The 19,786-nt window shown below is 61.2% G+C and carries 18 protein-coding genes; 16 read left to right on the top strand and 2 right to left on the bottom strand.

What is annotated here, in order from left to right; translation table 11 throughout:
• Positions 1-14: 14 nt before the first annotated feature.
• Positions 15-782 carry a CBS domain-containing protein gene (locus AC3EA7_RS07760; protein ID WP_488613468.1) on the top strand — a complete coding sequence of 256 codons (768 nt, stop codon included), beginning with the start codon at positions 15-17 and terminating at the stop codon, positions 780-782.
• Here the strand turns inward: AC3EA7_RS07760 and AC3EA7_RS07755 are convergent.
• Both AC3EA7_RS07755 and AC3EA7_RS07750 read right to left on the bottom strand, forming a co-directional pair.
• Positions 751-1,827: a hypothetical protein gene (locus AC3EA7_RS07755; protein WP_488613467.1), complete on the bottom strand. Its 1,077-nt coding sequence runs from the start codon at positions 1,825-1,827 to the stop codon at positions 751-753. The genes AC3EA7_RS07760 and AC3EA7_RS07755 overlap by 32 nt on opposite strands.
• Complete coding sequence (locus AC3EA7_RS07750) at positions 1,824-3,587, bottom strand: hypothetical protein (protein ID WP_488613466.1); 1,764 nt, start codon at positions 3,585-3,587, stop codon at positions 1,824-1,826. Before AC3EA7_RS07750 ends, AC3EA7_RS07755 begins: the two co-directional genes overlap by 4 nt.
• 42 nt (positions 3,588-3,629) lie before the next feature.
• On the opposite strand from AC3EA7_RS07750, the gene AC3EA7_RS07745 reads away from it, so the two are divergent.
• From AC3EA7_RS07745 to AC3EA7_RS07675, 15 genes are all read left to right on the top strand, one after another.
• A complete protein-coding gene (locus AC3EA7_RS07745; protein WP_488613465.1) occupies positions 3,630-3,980 on the top strand; it encodes a hypothetical protein in 351 nt (116 codons plus the stop codon).
• A 465-nt stretch (positions 3,981-4,445) separates the two neighbouring features.
• Positions 4,446-5,108 (top strand): YveK family protein, encoded by a 663-nt coding sequence (locus tag AC3EA7_RS07740; RefSeq protein WP_488613464.1) that lies wholly within the window; start codon positions 4,446-4,448, stop codon positions 5,106-5,108.
• A gap of 27 nt (positions 5,109-5,135) precedes the next feature.
• Positions 5,136-5,912 (top strand): CpsD/CapB family tyrosine-protein kinase, encoded by a 777-nt coding sequence (locus tag AC3EA7_RS07735; RefSeq protein WP_488613463.1) that lies wholly within the window; start codon positions 5,136-5,138, stop codon positions 5,910-5,912.
• Positions 5,913-6,002: 90 nt separating this feature from the next.
• Positions 6,003-7,511, top strand: a complete 1,509-nt coding sequence (locus AC3EA7_RS07730) for an HlyD family secretion protein (protein WP_488613462.1) — start codon at positions 6,003-6,005, stop codon at positions 7,509-7,511.
• 28 nt (positions 7,512-7,539) lie between these two features.
• Entirely contained in the window at positions 7,540-8,877 is a 1,338-nt protein-coding gene (locus AC3EA7_RS07725; RefSeq protein WP_488613461.1) for a hypothetical protein, read from the top strand.
• A gap of 12 nt (positions 8,878-8,889) precedes the next feature.
• Complete coding sequence (locus tag AC3EA7_RS07720; RefSeq protein WP_488613460.1) at positions 8,890-10,194, top strand: hypothetical protein; 1,305 nt, start codon at positions 8,890-8,892, stop codon at positions 10,192-10,194.
• Between the two features lie 29 nt (positions 10,195-10,223).
• Positions 10,224-11,561 (top strand): lipopolysaccharide biosynthesis protein, encoded by a 1,338-nt coding sequence (locus tag AC3EA7_RS07715; protein WP_488613459.1) that lies wholly within the window; start codon positions 10,224-10,226, stop codon positions 11,559-11,561.
• A 10-nt stretch (positions 11,562-11,571) separates the two neighbouring features.
• Positions 11,572-13,089: a hypothetical protein gene (locus tag AC3EA7_RS07710; RefSeq protein WP_488613458.1), complete on the top strand. Its 1,518-nt coding sequence runs from the start codon at positions 11,572-11,574 to the stop codon at positions 13,087-13,089.
• A 19-nt stretch (positions 13,090-13,108) separates the two neighbouring features.
• Positions 13,109-14,338, top strand: a complete 1,230-nt coding sequence (locus AC3EA7_RS07705) for a glycosyltransferase (RefSeq protein WP_488613457.1) — start codon at positions 13,109-13,111, stop codon at positions 14,336-14,338.
• A gap of 34 nt (positions 14,339-14,372) precedes the next feature.
• Positions 14,373-15,536 carry a glycosyltransferase family 4 protein gene (locus AC3EA7_RS07700; protein ID WP_488613456.1) on the top strand — a complete coding sequence of 388 codons (1,164 nt, stop codon included), beginning with the start codon at positions 14,373-14,375 and terminating at the stop codon, positions 15,534-15,536.
• Positions 15,537-15,549: 13 nt separating this feature from the next.
• Complete coding sequence (locus AC3EA7_RS07695) at positions 15,550-16,203, top strand: sugar transferase (RefSeq protein ID WP_488613455.1); 654 nt, start codon at positions 15,550-15,552, stop codon at positions 16,201-16,203.
• A gap of 15 nt (positions 16,204-16,218) precedes the next feature.
• Positions 16,219-17,082: a GNAT family N-acetyltransferase gene (locus AC3EA7_RS07690; protein ID WP_488613454.1), complete on the top strand. Its 864-nt coding sequence runs from the start codon at positions 16,219-16,221 to the stop codon at positions 17,080-17,082.
• A 22-nt stretch (positions 17,083-17,104) separates the two neighbouring features.
• Complete coding sequence (locus AC3EA7_RS07685; protein WP_488613453.1) at positions 17,105-17,770, top strand: PIG-L deacetylase family protein; 666 nt, start codon at positions 17,105-17,107, stop codon at positions 17,768-17,770.
• Between the two features lie 15 nt (positions 17,771-17,785).
• Entirely contained in the window at positions 17,786-18,109 is a 324-nt protein-coding gene (locus AC3EA7_RS07680; RefSeq protein ID WP_488613452.1) for an acyl carrier protein, read from the top strand.
• Positions 18,106-19,647, top strand: coding sequence for a class I adenylate-forming enzyme family protein (locus AC3EA7_RS07675; RefSeq protein WP_488613451.1), 1,542 nt, complete (start codon positions 18,106-18,108; stop codon positions 19,645-19,647). The genes AC3EA7_RS07680 and AC3EA7_RS07675 overlap by 4 nt, the downstream gene beginning before the upstream one ends.
• Positions 19,648-19,786 lie beyond the last annotated feature (139 nt).

Raw genomic sequence — 19,786 nt, 5'->3', positions numbered from 1 at the left:
AGGAACGATCGCCAATGCCGCGACGACAACCGCAGAAACGACACCGGCTGCCGCCGGTCGAAGGCTTTGCGCGCCGGGCGCTGGCACTGCGCGCGATGCTCAACGACGACAGCGCCAGCGCTGGCGATCAGGCGCTCAAATTGCTCGAAGAGTATCTCGAACGCCTGGCGTATGGCTACGGCTATGTCGGCGACGGTAGTCTGGGGCGCTACGCAAACTTTCTCCGGGGACGAAATGCGCTCGATGAGGATATTATCGAGCGTATCGACGCCTACACCCAGGTGCGCAACTGTCTGGCGCATTCGTATGGGTTGCAGACCTCGCCTGACCTTGCCGCTGAACTGGTCGAGTTCATCGAGTTGCTCCTCAAGCGTGGCGCTCCGACAGCGGAAGATTTGATGACCCACGCCGTTCGCACCGTCGATTTGGGGGCGTCGCTGGCGCATGTACGCGACCTGATGATCCGCGGCGGCTATGGGCGGTTGCCGGTACTGCGCGATGATCGCCGGATAGTCGGATTGCTGACGGAGCGCGACCTGGTTGCCACCCAGGCGCTTGCTGAGCGGGCGCATCGGCGTTTCGACGAACTGACAGTTGCCGATGTGCTGCCGCCGGACGCTCGTGATCGCGTTGTGTGCGTGGCGCCCGACACGTCGCGCGAGGAGGTGGCGGAAGCGTTGACGCGCGGCGGAGTGATTGCCTGTCTGGTGACGCCGGACGGTTCGCCCGATGCCGCGCTGCTCGGCATCATCACCCATGCAGATTTGCTTTATCGGATGTAGGGACGCTTTCAGGGAAGGGAACCCAGGAGTCGCGCTCGGCGTCGTAGCCGTATCGCAGCACGACCTGTTGCTGCTCGGAGACGGCGCGCAGGTTGAACGCAAACGGCACGACGAAGAGGGTCATGTTCGTCTGATCGAAACTGATCCGCCGCACCCGCGGTTCGGCGAAATGCGCCAGACGATCGTCGATTTGCAGGTCGATCCGGAACTCGCCGGTGGCGTGGCCTTCGGCGTCCAGCGCCACTGAGCCGACTTCGGCGCTGCGCGCCAGCCCGACGTAGAGCCGCTTCCCGGCGCGCCCCTGAAACACTGCCAGCCCGATGGCATCGATACCGATCATTTCATCGCTGATCGCCCCGCTCGCCAGATCAACCCGCACGATCCGCCCCTGTTCCGCCTGCCGCGTCGAACCGGCGACGGTACTGACATACAGCGCGTGGGTATCACAGTCGTAGGTCATCCCCAGGATACCGAACGGATTGTCGCTCGAACCGGCCACTCCCGGCAGCGTGACAAACGGTTGCAATTCCGCAGTCTCGCTATCGATCCGGTAGACCACATTCAGGCTGCCGGGCGGATTGTCGCTGACGGCGGTGCGCGGCACGGCGGCAGTGTAGATATGCCCGTCGCGGTCAATGACGAATGGTCCCAGCGTCCCGGCGCCGTCCCACGACGGTTCCTGGTGAATGTCGCGCTGCGCCGGGTCGGCGGTGACCGGCACGCGCCCATCGAAGATGACCAGCCCTTTGTACATGCGCTCACTGGTGCTGATGCCGAGCCGGTCGGCATACCCCAGCCGCGCGGCGAAACGCGGGATGCCCCGGCAGCCGGTGACGCCGCCGATGACGGCTGGTGAGCGTGTGGTCGATGGCGCGATCGGCACGGCGTTCTCTGCACTGCGCGTCACCCACCATCCGACACTGGCGATCGCCAGCAATGCGACAACCCCTGCGACAAGCAACAGAAAGCCGCGTCCGGCGGAAGGCGGCGAGGCAGCGGGGCGCCTCGTTCCAGATGTGGCAGTGCGGCGGCGTTTCCCCATCATCCGCCTCCCAACGGCACAAACAGCGGTCCGGCGGCGCAGGGCCAGATGCGCGGCGTGAAGATGCCTTCGCTCAGAACAGAATCCGCCCAGCAGTATTCGGCGCCGGGCGTATCCGAGTTTTTCAGTTGCGGCACGTACCAGAGGACGAGCGGCGCCCGCTTGAGCGACTCCGGCGGCGCCAGGAAACGCTCCGGTCCCTGGCGTTCATCGGTATTGCAGCAGTCGCCGAGCGTCGGCAGGTCGCTTTCGCCCTCATCGCGGTCGGCATCGCCGCGCACGGCGTACAGGTAGGCGTTGTCGCCGCGCCCGCCATCGCCGAACTGCCCTCGTCCCGGCGCAATGTACCATCCGCGCCGGGCGACGTTCACAATCCGATATTGAAATCCCTCCGGCGTGTACGGCGTCACATCGCGTTGCACCTGCCATCCCTCGGTGGTCCAGTCGCGCCAGCCGGCGCCATCCCACTCGGAAAAGGTGTACTGGTCGTCTGCCAGAGCAATGCGCATCACCGGACGATACATCCCATCGTTGCCGCAGCCACGCCCTTCGCTCACGAACACGACGCGAAAACTGCCGTCCTGGTAGAACTCATAGCGCTGGCGATACGCATAGTTGCACGGCGTGGGCCAGAACTCGCTGCGGAAACGTTGCACCAGCGCGAACCCCGCAACGCCGCCTGGGGAACGAATCTCTTCGACCTGCGGACCATCCCACGTGACGACCGCCGCCGCCGAAAATGCCGGGCATCCCAGCGCATCGCTGTAGCCGAACCCTTCCTGCTGCGAATAACTGATGTGGACATCGACCAGTTTGGCGCTGCGCAACACCGGACTGTCGTTGAAGCGCACATCTTCGATGCGCAGCCCGTCAGTGCTGGTCAGCAGATAGCGCAACGACCAGCCATCGCGCTGCAGGTCGGTCTTTTGATCGCAGAAGCGCGCCGTCACCACATCGTCCTGGAGGCGTTGTTCGGTGACCGGACGACGACTCGACGCGCCCAGGTCGGTCCAGCGCAGCCCGATAATCGTATAGTCGACCAGATCGACGATCACCCACAGCGCGCGGTCGCCCCAGACGAAGATCGGCGCGGTGCAGAGGTGGCGCGAGCGTTCGCAGGCGGTCGCCTGGAACTGCACCTTCATCTGCGGCTGCTGGATCATGCGCTCGTCTGGCGGCAGATCGAGTTCTTCGCGCACCTCAGGGGCTGCCAGCGCAATCTGCGCTGCGAGATCGAGCAGGTGGCGCGGCACGACCGTCGGCTGCGTGTCGTCGAGCGTCGCCACGCGATAGACGCGCTGCGCCTGCGGCTCGACGATCACAATCACCGTGCGGTTGCGTGCATAGTCGTAGAGTTCGACGCGATAGCAGGCGCGGTTGCGGCACGCATCACCCGCCAGGGCGTCATCCGCCGGACCGAGCGGATAGATGCCGAACACCTCAGCGCGCACCAGGCGACCGTCGGCGGTGGAAAGCGCCTGGCGCACCCGCTCGTCGGCGACGGCGAGTTGCCATGCCGCCTGTTGTGCCGCATCGAGACCTTCGAGCAGCATTAGCGGTTCACCGCGCCCAAGCGCCTGTTCGACCTGCGCCAGGCGCGCTGCCAGGAGCGGCGCCACATCCGGCGGCGGCGTGGCGCGTAGCGCCAGGCGTCCCGGATCGGCGGGCGGCGTGATTGGACGGACGACCGGCGTGCGGACGTTCGTAGATGTGGGTGAAGGCGGCGTAGCGGGCTGGCTGCACGCCGCGAGAAGAACAATCATGAAGAGTGCAGGAAGGGATTGTCTCATCAGGAAACCGTCAGCATGCACACCTGGCGTCGCGTGTTCCATGGTACCACGAGTTGTGGCGGGGTGGAGCACGGAAGGCTCATTGAACGTCGGGTAGGCGAAGGCATTGCCTTCGCCTGCCCAATTGACTTCTTCGGATACGCTCGCAGATGGAGCGTTGTGCAGGTGAGAGGTGGGATGGACCAGAGCGCCGCTGCGCCTGTACGCACATCGCAACGCTGTTCGCCGCTCGTCTCTCTCCCTGGAGAAGAGAATGATAACCACATTTATACAATTTTGATAAAAGATTATTCATCTTATCAATATGTAAAACGAATATGGAAGGTTTTTCTTGCAAAAACGGTAAAAACATCCCTGGTTCTCTGACATTATGTTCATGAATTCAGGAGTCGAGCGCATACAAAACGTATACAAAGGCTCATAAATGCACCACTTATCGCTACAGCGCTCCTTATTTTGACTGGGATTTTACACATCGATGACTTCAGATGACAAAAACTTCACGATTGGAGTGAGATGCCGCAAGAGGTTCTTTATCTTCTCCTGCTACAGTGATACACGAAGACCTACAACGCTCTTCCCACATCGAGCACGACATCATTCCCTCTCTTGGTACATCTATCACGTACCAGCCAGGCATCCAGTGCAGGCGATTGTGCGCCTGAAGGATCGACACGGGATCGTGCGATCCTGGGGGTTACTATTGTCTGGTTTATGCACTATTCCCTCGTCACTGCGCAGAACGGGGCAAGGGCAGCATGCTGACGTTCACCCGTCAGTAATATGTGATGCCAGCCCTGATAGCAGCGTCGAGTTGGGAGGAGAGCGGCAATGGATGGACGATTTGTGCGGCGGCTGCTGCGACGGCAGTGGCGCGCCGTTGTTGCAGGCAGCGGACTCGTCGGGCTGCTTGCGCTGATCATCAGTGTGCTTCAGACGCCCGTGTATCAGGCATCAACCACGTTGCTGGTCAATCAGGGACGAGGAGTCGCGGCGCCGACCTACGAGTCGGTGCTGATGAGCCAGCAATTGACGCGCACATACGCAGAACTTCTGAAGAAACGACCGCTGTACGAGATGGTCATCGCCAACCTCAAACTGGATGCGTCTCCCGACCATCTGATGCGGAATGTGCGGGTTTCGACCATTCGTGATACGCAACTCATTGTGGTGACGGCATATGATCGTTCGCCGCAACGCGCTGCCAGTATCGCCAATGAACTGGTGCGGCTCCTGCGTGAACAAGATCGTCAGTTACTGACGGGCGCGTATGTGAGTGGCGAGCGTGGATTGAGCGTCGTAGAGCCGGCCCAACCCGATCTGGTCCCGGCACGTCCGAAGGTAGTGCGCAACACGCTGCTGGGGCTGTTCTTCGGATTGCTCGGCATAGCCGGCGTCGCGCTGGTGCGCGAGTATGTCGATGAGTCGATCAAAGATGGCTACGAAGCCGCACAGGCGGTCGGCGCGCCTGTCCTGGCGGTCGTTGGCGCTTGAACAGCGGCAGGCAACGCGCAACGACAGGTGGTTGACGATGGAGATAGCGCAAACGCAGAATCCTACCGGATGCTTGCAGTGCGCACGCGCAGCGTCCTGGCTGACAACCCGGTGCGTTCGTTGTTGGTGACGAGTGCGGAACCGCTGGCAGACACCCAGGATGTCGCCGTGCATCTGGCTGTGGTCTACGCGCAGCTTGGTCAGCGCGTCGTGCTGGTCGACGGCAATCTGCGTCAGCCGGCGCTGCACTCCTGGTTCGATCTGCATGGGGACGCCGGTTTGCATGATGTGCTCACATGCGCCCAAAACCTGCCTGTCTATCGTTACCTGCAACCGACGTCGGTCGCTCACTTGATGCTGCTCCCTGGCGGCAAACCGGCAATGCATCCCCTGACCCTCGTCAATACGCCGCGCCTGAGCGAGAGCATCAGCGCACTGTGCCAGCATGCCGACCTGATTATCGTTGCTGCTCCGACGCTGCTGAACGCTGCGGAGACCCTGATCCTGGCGCAGCGGACAGACGCGACGCTCCTTGTAGTGCGTGCTGAGACGACCGCCTGCACCGCTGCCGCCGCAGCGCGCGCCATCCTGGACCAGTCACACATCTGGCTGGCCGGTGTCGTATTGACCGGCGTGCCAGACGATGATCGCACCTCGTTCGCACATGCTCCTGCGCCCAAGGCGACGTTGCCGGCAGTATCCCGGAAACGTCGGCGTCTGGCGCCGACCAAAGGTGAAGAAGAACGTTATCGCCTCTCGATACCGGCAGCATCGGCTGTTTCATCCCGACCCTCCGACCAGTAACCCGTTGCGGATGTCACCGAAGAGTTGACATTAGAGACATCGGCGTCAGATCGAAGGTACGTCTTCGACTCACCAAGAGGGAGGTGGGAGATGTCTGTTCCTGTGCACAAAATCGTCATCGGCGCGCTGGCAGCGATTCTTCTGACAGGCGGCGCGTTGATGGCATACCATCGTGTCGCTCCGCCATTGACCGCAGAGGCGTCAACGGAGAGCACAGCGCCGCCAGTTGCCGCACCGGCGACGCAACCGATTCTTGCGAACGGCATTGTAGCGCCTGCCAGCCACGTTGATCTCCGTTTCGCAATTGGCGGAATTGTGCGTGAGGTGCTGGTACGCGAAGGCGATGTGGTCAAGGCTGGCGATCCCTTGTTGCACCTGGATACGAGTGAACTGGATCTGCGCGTTGCGCAGGCGCGCGCCCAACTGGCAGCGGCGCAGGCAAGTTATGAACTGTTGATGAGCACCGCCATGCCTGCCGATATTCAGCGCGCGCAGGCGAACCTGGCGCGCGCGCAGGCGCGATTGCGTGAAGTGAGCGGCGCCGTGACCCCGCACGCCAGAGCGGCAGCGCAGGCGCGCCTCGAAGCGGCGCGCGCCGCGCTTGCGCGCCTGGAAGCGGGACCCAATCCGGCAGAAGTGCGCGCATTGCGCGCCGAACTGCGCCAGGCGGAAGCGGATCTCCAGACGACCCGCGATCGTCTGTCGCTCGAAAAGACGACGCTGCGCTTGCAGATGGAACAGGCTGCCAATCTGCTGCGCGACCGTCAAACCGAGTATGCCCGCATTCGTGATGAAAACCAGGCGCGCACCGAACCGCTGACCGCCGAGCAGCGCACCCGGGAGACCACCGCGCGACTGGCAATGGACAGCGCCGAGAAAGCGCTCGAACAGACGCGGGTAGCGTATGAGACGGCGCTACAGGCGGAGCGCACCGGCATTGCCGCCGCAGAAGCGCGCGTTGATGCCGCCAAAGCGCGGCTTGAGCGCGCACTCACCGGCGCCGACCCGGATCAACTCGCTGCGGCGCGCGCTGCCGTCGCACAGGCGGAGGATGACCTGGCGCGCCTCCAGGGTGAACAGCGCGCCGGCGCCATCGAGTCGGCTCAGGCGGAGGTTGCGATCGCCGAAGCCGAACTGGAGCGATTGCTGGCGGGGGTGCGACCGGCGGAAGCCGCCATGGCGCGTGCGCGCATCGAAGAAGCGCAGACGGCGCTCGAACAGGCGGAACTCGCACTCGAACGCGCAATTCTGCGCGCGCCGATTGCAGGGGTCGTCGCATCGCTCAATGTCAAAGCCGGTGAAATCGCAGATCCGCAGCTTGTTGCAGTACGTCTGGCGGATGTGCGCACCTGGCGCATCGAAACCACCAACCTGAGTGAACTGAGTGTCACCCGCCTGCGCGCAGGCGATTCCGCGATCATCCGGCTCAACTCACTGCCCGACCTCGAAATCCCTGGCAAAGTGACCGACATCAGGCTGCTGGGAACCGGTCAGGATGGCGATGTCACGCTGTATACCGTCATCATCACCCCGGATCGGATGGATACGCGTCTGCGCTGGAATATGACGGCGCAGGTGCAGATTACTCCCGGTCATTGAGTGTTGCCGAACAGAGGAGTGCGATCCGATGTCCAGATTGCGCCTGAAAGCGGGTATCCGGTGGACGCTGGGACTGTCGCTGATGCTGGTGTCGCTCTCCTTTTGCGGCTCTGGCAAACCGTTCTCATCAGAGTCCACAACACTGCCGGTGAGTATGCCTGGCGGGACAGCGGCAAGCGCGACGCCTGCTCCTGTCGTTCCGCCAACCACGACGCCGGCAGATGCCGCCGACTCTGCGACAGATGTCTCGGAACAGATCACGCTGCGCACACAGGACGGGCTGACACTCGTTTTTGATCGGCAGACGGGCAGGTTTGTGCGCCTGGACGTGCAGGATCGCACATTCCCGCTCGCCACAGGCGACGATCTGGCGGTGTATCTGTTCGATCCGCGCGGAAACCCGCTGTTGAACCCCCGGAGCGCCAGCATTGCGCACATCGAACGGACGGACAACAAACTCACCATAATCCGCGAAGATCGTGCCATGGGCGTCCAGACGACCGAACGATGGGTTGAGTATGCCAATCGCATCGATCTTGAGACCACAATCGTCAATACCATCCCTTCATTAACATCTCGCGCTATCGAGGCGTGTCTACAGATACCCATCGATTTGACCAACACATACTGGCGCCACCATTTCGATGCGCGGGAACGTATTGTTCCACGCAGTGAACCATATCAAACGACGCTTCAGAAACTGATTGATATCGGAACGTTCGATGATGGCAGTTTCCATCTCAAAACCGATCTGGACATCAATCTGAATGGTCTCAACCTGATAGGAGATGATCAGTTCGGGCTTGCGCTTTCAATTAACCCGGAACGCCCTGCAGCGTACTATGTGCGTTACGATACGCAGCGTCACTCCTACGATGCATGTTTCCATCTAGGCATTTACAACGAGCACATTCGCTTCCAAAACACGGTTTCCTTTGCGCTCTCGCTTTTTGTGCCGGATGAACCGGCTTGGGGACTGCGTTCGGCATATGCAAAATACGTGACCATCTACCCGCAGGCGCATGCAGGCAGGCTGCCGCGCAAAACAACCATGGTCGTGCTGGAGGAATACGACTACCGCGTCTTTCCCAACCCTTCCGATTACCGGATCGGCGCCGTCTGGGGACGGTACAAGGCGCAGAACCGCCGTTTCGGCGTCGATGACCTGGTCTACATCTGGCCCCATGGCTACTACGACCGCGGAATGCGCCTGAAAGCGTCGCCGTCGTCCGCCGGAAGCGTTCAAACGTGGGAAGCGGATATTGCCGCCTGTTTCGCGCTGTACGAAGACATCGAACGCGGACGGCAGCCGTTTGCTGAAACCTGCACCGGATCATATCCATTTGCGACCTGTACCAGGCAGTGAAGCAGCGGGCAGATGTATGGTCCGCTGCTCGAACGTCAGCAAGACAGCGGCTGGCGGCGCGTCGAAGCGTATCAGATGACCGTCAGCAACGGACCGAACTTCCTGATCGGCACATTTCACCTGCCTGCGCCATTTGCGGCATCGCTGCTGCAGGACGCCGACGGACGCTGGCTCAATGCAGTGAGTTTCGCCTCCATGCTCACGGAAGTTCCCTGGGAGCCGGGATTTCGCCGTTGCATCTTTGACGGCATCAACCCCGATCCCGGCATCGATGCGGCGCTGTCGAACGAACCGCGCACCACGCCTGCTCCCACGATGGTGCGCAATTTTGGCGAGTTGAATCTGGAAATCGTCAAGCGCGCCAATGGTCTCTACGGAGCGGCATATCTCGATACGCATCCAGAAGAAGGAACAACACTGTACCACGGCGTCGCTGTTGACACCGTCGGAGTGTACTTGCGCCCGGATTTCAATCCGCGCGCGCTGCGCGTCGCGTCGCTGCCGCTCAGTTACGACCGGGCGACCGGGCGGGTCGTGGCGCTCGAGCATCTGACGACGCTGGCGTTTCTCCGCGCATTGCGCGCCTCACTGCCATCCGATGCGCCCATTGCATCGAGCGGTGCGCCGATCGGTGGGATTTTGTACCAGGAAGCCGATTACATCGTCGAAGAGTTCGTCAAAATCGAACGCGCCGGACGGTGGATTGATGAGTTGTATGACGAGACATTACCGAATAAAGTGCGTCTGATCAACCGGATCCGGATGGGAGCGAATAAGCGACCGATCACGTTTGCCGTCCGTTTTGAGCGCACAACGGACGAAGACGCTTTTATCGATCAGATTCGACGCTATCTTCCTCTTTACACGGCAAAAGGCATCTATATCAATATTGATCGGTATGGCGCCAACCCAGAGCATTATTTCTGGAACGATCCCCCCAGTCAACGCGTCTTGAGGGAGTATCAACGCCACCTGCATCTGGTGCATACATTGAATGTCGCCGGCTGGCAACCTGTTCCATATGCGACTGCTGCCGATGGCATTCTGGTTGAGCGGTTCGGTAAAGATTATCTGACAATGTACAACACGGCTGAAACCTCGACTTTGACCAGATTGAACGTGAACTGGCGCGCTATTGGGTTTGATAAAGCGCCATACTGGATCATAGACGCAGAAACCGGCGCTGAACTTCCGTTCAACGTCTCAGGTGATTATCTGGTCCTTGATCCTTTGACAATTGATGGTCTCGCGGCACGCATCGTCAGAATTGACCCGCCACGCTGGACGGTCCTGTTGCCGATGGTTGTTGCGATATAGGCGAATTATTCGCAGAAAACGGAACATATATGCCTGTAGATCGTTACAATCAGCCGTTCGCACGTCTCTCATTGCGCGCCAATTTTTCCTGGACATTTGTCGGAAATGTGGTGTATGCCGCGTGTCAGTGGGGCATGCTCATGGCGCTGGCGAAACTTGGCTCACCGGCAACGGTTGGCATGTTTGCGCTCGGTCTGGCGATTACGGCGCCGGTGTTTATGTTCTCGAACCTGCACCTGCGCACTATTCAGGCGACGGATGCGCAGCAGCAGTATCAGTTTCGCGATTATCTCGGCGTTCGCCTGGCGACGACGACGCTGGCGTTGCTGGCGGTTGTGGTCATCACGCTGACCGTCGGGTACCCGTGGGAGACGGGCGCAGTGGTTGTTGCAATCGGATGCGCGAAGGCGTGCGAGTCGATCAGCGACATTTTCTACGGTCTGCTCCAGCGCCTCGAGCGCATGGACCGGATTGCTGTGGGGATGATGCTGAAAGGCGTTGTCTCACTGATCGTGCTGGCAGTCGGCGTCTATCTGAGCGGATCGGTAGTGTGGGGTGTGGTCGGAATGACCGGCGCGTGGGCGGCGGTGCTGACGTTCTACGACGCGCCGCAGGGTTTGTACGCATTGCGGCGCTCTCCGGCGCGCCATACGTCGTCGGCGCTCCCCGAACGTATGGCAATCGCCGCGCGTCTGGCGTGGATGGCGCTACCGCTCGGCATCGGGATTTTGCTGGTGTCGCTCAGCACAGCAATTCCGCGCTACTTCGTCGAGCGGGTGCTGGGTGCGGCGAGTCTGGGCATCTTCGCCGCCATCGCCTACATTCAGGTAGCCGGCACGACGGTCATCAGCGCGCTCGCTGCGGCTGCCAATCCACGTCTGGCGCAGCACTACGCTCGTGGCGATGCACGTGCGTTTCGCGCCCTGCTGCACAAACTCGTGGCCATTGCGCTGACGCTGGGCGGCGCCGGCGCGCTGGTCGCATGGCTGATTGGCGGCTGGATTCTGACCCTGATCTATGGACCAGAGTACGGCGCGCACAACCATATCTTCGTGCTGGTCATGATTGCAGCCGGTATCGGCTACGTCGGCTGGTTCGTCGGCGATGCGATGACGGCGGTACGGTGTTTGCGTGCACAGGCGCTGCTCTTTCTGACAATGACAATCGCAACAATCGGCGCCTGCGCCTGGCTGATCCCGCTGTTCGGTCTGACCGGCGCGGCGCTGGCGACTATGGTCACATCGGTGATCCATGCTGCTGGCGGCTGGCTCATCGTTGAGCACACATTGCGCGCGCTGCCGTCAACGAGAGCAACGGCGGACGCGGACGAAGCGACGTTGACAAGGCGTGTTTCCTTCAACCGATGAGATGGTGAGCATGACCATGACCGTGATGAGATCCAACCTGAGAGTGCAACATCGCGCAGGGGCGATGTCGGGGCGCGACATCGAGAGCCTGGTCTTGTCTGTGTACGCCTGCGCGCTGACGCTGACCGTCTTCGTGGCGCTGTCGGATCAATTCTGGCACTGGTTCGTCGCGCCGGTTGCGATGTCGGGCATCCTCATCGGCATCGATACCGTGGATTGGATGCGGGGGCGGGTTGACCTGTTCGATCCAATCGGTCTTTCCGGCGCATTCGGCTGGTTTTTCTTCTTCTTTGCGCCGTTGCTGACTGTCGCCGCTGGCTACTGGCTGATCTACGTCGAACCTCCCGCCGAACGACGCGACTGGCTGGGCTGGATGGCGCTCCTGAATCTGCTGGGATTGATCGTCTATCGCGGCGTGCGTCTGATCTACTTCCAGCGGGAACGGCGGATTGCGACGTTCTGGAATATTGATCGCAAACGATTTTATGTCCTGGGCGCCGCGGCGCTTGTCGTGACCGCTTTCCTGCAAATCTACGTCTATAGCAGCCTGGGAGGCATTCAGGGGTTTATCGAAGCAGCCACCGATCAGCGCGCCATCCGCCAGAATCTTCAGGGTTTCGGACAAGTGTTCATGATTTCAGAGAGTTTCCCAATTATTGCGCTGATGATGTTTGTCGTGTATGCAAGCAACCAGAAGTCGCCGTCATATCGTTCATGGCTGGTCCTCGGAATTGTACTGCTGATCTACTTTGCACTGAAGATTTTCTTTGGAGGATTACGTGGAAGTCGCAATAACACAATCTGGGGGTTGTTCTGGGCATTGGGACTTGTTCACTTCTGGATTCGACCAATAACGCGCAAAGTCGCGCTCATCGGATTGATCTTTCTTATTACATTTATGTATGTCTATGGGTTTTATAAGAATGCTGGTCTTGACGTGATGCGTCTGATTGAAAATCCGACCGCACGTGTCGAACTGGAGCGCGAAACTCGTCGTGATCTTCCCACGCTGCTGCTCGGCGATCTGGGGCGCAGCGATGTGCAGGCATTCCTGCTCTATCAACTGGCGCGCCCTGATAGCGACTATGAGTATGCCCTTGGTCGCACGTATATTGCCGCATTTGCGGTATTCATCCCGCGATCATTGATCGAACGCATGCCAAGTAAGACGCTGGAAGGCACCGAGGCGCTGTATGGCAAAGGTTCGTACATTCCGATCGATTTCGAAGCGTCACAACTCTATGGTATTGCCGGTGAAGCGATGCTCAACTTCGGCTTTCTTGCCGCACCGGTGTCGTTCATCATCTTTGGGCTGGCGAACTGTTCGGTGCGACGCTGGCTCTCAGGGTTGGCGCCGGGTGATGCGCGGTTGCTCTTCTTTCCGTTTCTGTCACTCTTCTGCTTCTATATGCTCGCCTGCGACCTGGAAAACATTGTGTTCGACGTCATCAAGAACGTGGTGACGCCGCTTGCCATAACCGTGCTGTCGTTGTCGTCAGTTTCGCGCCTGCCCGCTTCCGGGCAATAGACTGGAGCAAGAGGAACATATGCGCGTTATCGTGTCGCTCGAACACCACTTTGATCGCACGCCAGACGGCGTGGTATGGACGCAGACGCAGTTTCCCTATCGCTTCTGGCAGCGCTATCTGGAGGTCTTCGATCAGGTGCGCGTCGTCGCGCGGGTGCGCAACGCGCCACGGGCAGCGCCCGACTGGCAGCGCGCCGATGGTCGGCATGTCTCCTTTGCCGCAATCCCGGAGTATCTGGGCCCGCGTCAGTATCTGATGCGCTTCCGGCAGATACGCGCAGCGGCACGCAGTGCGATAGGCGCGGATGATGCGGTCATTCTGCGCGTCAGTTCGCAGATCGCCAGCCTGCTCTATCCCTTGCTGCGGCGTGACGGTCGTCCGTATGGCGTCGAGGTGGTCAGCGACCCCTACGATGTATTTGCGCCTGGTTCGGTTCGGCACCCGTTGCGCCCGTTCTTCCGCTGGCTCTTTCCACGCCGGCTACGGCAGCACTGCGCCGGTGCGGTCGCCGCGTGCTATGTCACCGAACAGGCGTTACAGCGACGATACCCATGCCCGTCATTTTCGGTGGCGGCGTCGGATGTGGAACTGCCCGATGAGGCAATCGTTCCGGCGCCGCGTTCGTTGCGCGCTTCTGGCGCCGCCTGTCGCCTGATCTTCGTTGGGACGCTGGGGCAGCTGTACAAGGCGCCGGATGTGTTGATCGACGCCGTTGCGCTGTGCGTGCGCGACGGCGTTGATCTGACGCTTACTCTGCTCGGCGATGGCAAACATCGTGTGGAGCTGGAAGCGCGCGCCCACGCGCTGGGCATTGCAGACCGGGTGACCTTTCGCGGACAGGTGACGGCCGGCACGGCGGTGCGCGCCGAACTCGACGCGGCGGACCTGTTCGTCCTGCCGTCGCGTCAGGAAGGCATGCCACGCGCCATGATCGAGGCGATGGTGCGCGCGCTTCCATGCATTGGCTCGACGGTCGGCGGCATCCCCGAACTGTTGCCGCCGGAAGACCTTGCGCCCCCCGGCGATGTCGCTGCACTGGCACAGGTCATCCGCGAGATGGTCGCCAGCCCGGAGCGGATGGCGCACGCCTCGGCGCGCAACCTCGAACGCGCACGGGCATTCGCCGAGTCGCGGTTGCGCGCGCAACGACTGGCGTTCTTCCAGCGTGTGCGTGAGCAGACCGAAGCCTGGATCGCTCATCGCCGCGCATCGACCGGATGGCAGGCGCGGCGTCGCGCGCTGCCGTAATGCGCACGTTGATATTCATCACACAAGGTGACCTATGTCACGTCTCTTGATCGTGACAACTGTTCCGGCAACGCTCTCAGCATTTCTGCTGCCATTTGCGCGACACTACCGCGCCTGCGGCTGGCGGGTCGATGCCATGACGCGCAATGAAACGATCGACGCTGAGACGCGCACAGCGTTCGATCACATCTGGACGCTTCCCTGGTCGCGCCAGCCATTCAGCCCGGTGAACCTGATCGGAACGCCGCGCCGCATCCGACGCATCGTCGAGGGTGAGCAGTACGACATCGTCCACGTGCATACCGCGGTCGCAGCGTTTGTCACGCGCTATGCGCTGCGCACCGTCCGTCGGCGCACCGGCGTTCGGGTGATCTACACGGCACACGGCTTCAACTTCGACCGGGGGATGCCATGGCACAAGAATCTTGCCTTCCTGGCGCTGGAAAAATGCGCAAGCGCCTGGATGGACTACCAGGTGGTGATCAACCGCACCGATGAACAGGCGGCTCTTCGCTACCGTCTCGCACCGCCGGAGCGCGTCTGGTATATGCCCGGCATTGGCGTCGATCTCACCCGCTACTGTCCCGATGGCGTCGCCGAGACGGATGTGGCGGCGCTGCGCCAGCGCCTGGGTATCGCGCCCAACGAGGCGCTGTTCCTGATGATTGCCGAGTTCATCCCGCGCAAGCGTCACACCGATGCGTTGCGTGCATTTGCGCAGCTGGGGCGGCAAGACGCCCATCTGGCGCTGGCGGGAGACGGACCGCTGCTGGACCCGATGCGACGCCTGGCGAACGACCTGGGGATTGCCGAACGAACCCATTTCCTCGGCTACCGACGGGATATTCCGGCGTTGTTGCGGGCGGCGACGGCGCTCGTGCTGCCATCGCAGCAGGAGGGATTGCCTCGCAGCATTCTGGAGGCGCTGGCGCTTGGCGTGCCGGTGATCGGTTCCGACATTCGCGGCGTGCGCGATCTGCTGGCGGATGGCGCCGGTCTGCTTGTGCCGGTTGGCGACGTTGCATGGCTGGCGCGCGCGATGAGACGACTTATCGATGAAAAAGCAGCAGCGCGCGCAATGGCGCAACGTGGATTGGAGCAGGTGAAGCGGTACGACTTGCGGCGCATCATTGCGCTGCACGACCAATTATATGCGGCGGCGTTGAGCGAGCGACATGCCCTGACGCCAACAGTCTAGAGGAGGACCGCTGATGTATCGCAGATACGGCAAACGCGCATTGGACCTGATTCTCGTGGTTCCGGCATTGATCCTGCTCGCGCCGGCAATGGCAATCCTTGCCCTGCTGATCCGGCTCAGGATGGGATCGCCGGTGTTGTTTGTCCAGGAGCGGGCCGGAAAGGACGGGAAGCCATTCAGGCTCTATAAGTTTCGCAGCATGACCAATGCGCGCGATGCGCAGGGCAACCTGCTGCCCGACGAGCAACGCCTGACGCCGTTCGGCAAGTTCCTACGCAGCGCCAGTCTGGATGAACTGCCGCAGTTGTTCAACGTCCTGCGCGGCGAGATGAGCCTGGTCGGACCGCGACCGCTGCTGATGAGATATATCGACCGGTATACGCCAGAGCAGCGCCGACGTCTCGATGCGCTGCCTGGTGTCACATGCCAGGCAGTGCTTCACGGGCGCAGTAATCAGACGTGGGACGAAATCCTGGCGCACGATGTCTGGTATGTCGATCATATCAGCCTCTGGACCGATCTGCGCATCCTGGTTGGCACGGTGCGGGTGGTGCTGACCCGCGAGGGGGTCGAGCGCAGCGCAAATGGGCAGGTTCCCGAATTTCTTGGTGTGCTGGCTCAAACGCAGGGCGCCGCTCCTGAAGCGCGCCGCGTCGGGCAATCATAGGGACGTGAGGTGGGTATGCGTATCACGCTCATCCGGTCTGCTCAGGAATCTGAAGCAGTGTTCGATGCAGTCGAACGTCTGTTTTGCAGCACGTTTGGTTATCGCCCGGACAGGAGTGCATGGTCGCAATTCTACTTCGCCAATCCGTATGGCGATGCCATTGTGGCATTGGGCTGGAACAGCGATCAACTGGTCGGGCATCACGCCCTCGTGCCGCATGTGCTGACGGACAGCAATGGGCAGTGCTACCGGTATTACCTGGCGATGAGTCTCATGCTCCACCCGGATCATCGCGGCTTTCCCGCCTTTTATCGGCTGGTCGCGGCGACGACCGAGGCGGCGCGGGCGGAGGGTGCGCCGTTTATTCTCGGGTTTCCGAACAAGAACTCGTATGCGCTCTTTCAGCGCGCGTTCGGATGGAAGACGTTGATCGAAACCGAGTTGTACAACTGGCGCCCGACAGCGCCGGTCGATCCACCGCACAGCATCGTTGCATTGCCGCATCTGCGCCTGACCGATGAGATAGGACCGCCACGCGATGAGACATACCGACAGTGGCGCAGCCTGACGCGCCCCTACCATGCCGAACTGGTCAACAGGCGGCTTGCCGTCATCTACAAAATCGAGCGCAACGACACGCTCACCGTGCTCGACATCCTGACCGATTGCCCAGAGGCGGCAGCGAACGACCTGGGGGCATTGGCAGCATATGCGGGCGTACAACAGGTGCGTATCACCGGTGTGCACGCCCGGATGATCGGTCTCGAACCGGCGGGTATGGAGCGCCACACCGATTACCGCTTGCGCATGTGCTATGCGCCGTTGACGGATCACCCGCCGTCGATGCGTTTCAGTCTACTCTTGAGCGATGTGTTCTGAAAGGGAGAAAAGGAGTTCCGGTATGAATGTTCTGGTGGTGGCGGCGCATCCTGACGACGAAGTGCTTGGATGTGGCGGGGTTACGGCGCGTCACGTCGCGCAGGGCGACCCGGTCTACGCACTGATCGCCACTCGCGGCATGCCGGAAATGTTTCCGCCGGAGCGGGACGAAGCGGATCGCCAGGATTCGCGGACAGCGCATCAACTGCTTGGCGGTTCGGACATCTTCTTCCTCGACTTTCCTGCGCCACAACTGGATATGGTGCCAGGGCACAAACTGGCGGACGCGATCCGCGAGGTGATCTTCGCTGTGCGCGCCGACGTGGTCTATGCGCCGTTTGGCGGCGATCTGCACGGCGATCACAAAGCCGTCTATCTGGCAACGCTGGTCGCGGCGCGCCCGATCAATGGGTGCCCGGCGCGGCGGCTGCTCTGCTACGAAACCCTCTCTGAGACCGATTGGGCGTCGCCAATCGAGGAGAGCGCCTTCAAGCCTACCGTTTTTGTGGACATCAGTGATGTGCTGGAGCGTAAATTGCAGGCGCTTGCCTGCTTTCGCAACGAACTCAAACAGCCGCCGCATCCCCGCTCGTTGCGTGCGGTCGAGGCGCTGGCGCGGGTGCGCGGCAGCACTGCCGGTCTGATGGCGGCAGAGGCGTTCATGCTGGTTCGCGAGATTATCAGTTGAAGGAGGACCTCAAACATGCAGGTCACTGCACTGGACGTTCCATCTCAGATTCGCCACTACATTACGCACAACCTTTTGTTCGGCGACGAGGGCTTGGTCTACGCTGACGACGACTCGTTCCTCGAGCGGGGTATTGTGGACTCGCTCGGCGTCATTGAACTGGTCTCGTTTATTGAAGCGCAATTCGGCATCAGTGTCGCCGATCACGAATTGACTCCCGAGAACTTCGATTCGGTGACGAAACTCTCGGAGTATGTGGCGCGCAAACTTGCGAACAACGCGCATGAAACCGTCGCAGTCCAGGCGCCGCTCTCCTCGATTGCCCTGGGAGGAACATGATGCTGGTTCACGATTTTCTGACCAACAGCGCCACGCGCCTGCCGGAAAAGGTGGCGCTCGTCTGCGACGGTAAACGGTTGACCTACCGCGACCTCGATCAGATGACGAGTCGCCTGGCGCGTGCGCTGGTCGAGCATGGCATCCGACGCGGCGATCGGGTGGCGATCTTTGCGCCCAACTCGGTCGAGGCGGTCGTTGGGATTTTCGCCGCGCTCAAGGCAGGTGGCGTGTTCGTGGTCATCAACCATACGACCAAGCAGGATAAACTGATCGCCATTCTGAACAACTGCCGCGCATCGGCAATCATCGTTGACGCCCAGATCAGAGACGTCCAACTGTCGGCATTGCTGCACAACGTGCCATCACTCCGGGTTGGCGTGCTGGGCAATCAGCGCACCAGCGCTCGTCTGTCGCATCCCCGTTTTATCGACTTCGATGAGGTGCAGGCGCAGTACGATGCAACGCCTCTGCCGCGCGTCAACATCGATCTCGACCTGGCGTGCCTGATCTACACCTCGGGCAGCACCGGCGAGCCGAAGGGCGTGATGAGCGATCACAGCAACGTCGTCTTCGCCAGCGGGTCGATCATCGAGTACCTGCAAAATGTCGAAGATGATGTCGTCATCAACATGCTGCCGCTCTCCTTCGATTACGGTCTCTACCAGTTGCTGATGACCGTGCGTTTTGGCAGCAGGCTGGTTCTCGAACGTTCGTTCGCCTATCCGGCGGCGATCCTCAAGCGCGTCGAGGAAGAGCGAGTCACCGGTTTCCCTGGCGTGCCGACGATCTACGCGGTTCTCTTGCAGATGGACCTGAGCCAGTACGATCTGGCGAGCATCCGGTACCTGACGAACACCGCAGCCGCGTTGCCGCCGAGCCATCTGCTGGAATTGCGCCGGAAGTTCCCTTGGGCGCGCATCTACTCGATGTACGGTCTGACCGAAACCAAGCGCACCCTCTATCTGCCGCCGGAAGAACTGGAGCGACGCCCCGGCTCGGTGGGCATCGCCATTCCCGGCACCGAAGTCTGGCTGGAAGACGAACAGGGCAACCGGGTGACGCCCGGCGAAGTCGGCGAACTGGTGGTGCGCGGGCGGCACGTTATGCGCGGCTACTGGGAGGCGCCGGAAGCAACCGCACAGCGATACCGTCCTGGTCCATTGCCGGGGGAGCGCGTGTGCTACACCGGCGACCTGTTCCGCATGGACGAGGAGGGCTTCCTGTACTTCGTCGGGCGCAAGGACGACATCATCAAGAGTCGCGGCGAGAAAGTCGCCCCCAAAGAAGTCGAGAACGTCATCTATGAACTGCCGGGAGTGGCGGCAGTCGCCGTCGTCGGCGTGCCCGACCCGATACTGGGGCAGGCAATCAAGGCATTTGTGGTCGTCAAAAACGCAGATCTGACCGAAAAGCAGATTCTGGCGCATTGCCGGGCGCGATTGGAAGATTTCATGGTCCCGCAGTACGTGGAATTCCGCGACGAATTGCCGGTCAATGCATCGGGGAAAATCGCCCGCCGCGAATTGGCCGGACCGTAGGCGCATCGGCGGGGTAAAACGAGGTTGGTATGGGTCGGTATGGGTTGGTATAGATGGGGTCGGTGGGACGGGGCGGCACGGCATGGAATGTCGCGGCGGCGCGGACGGAATGTCGCCGCAAGGCGGCGCAGAGGCGACG

The organism is Roseiflexus sp. (genome assembly GCF_057785375.1).
The sequence above is the reverse complement of the archived record's forward strand: the minus strand, read 5'-3'. Positions and strand labels throughout refer to the sequence as shown.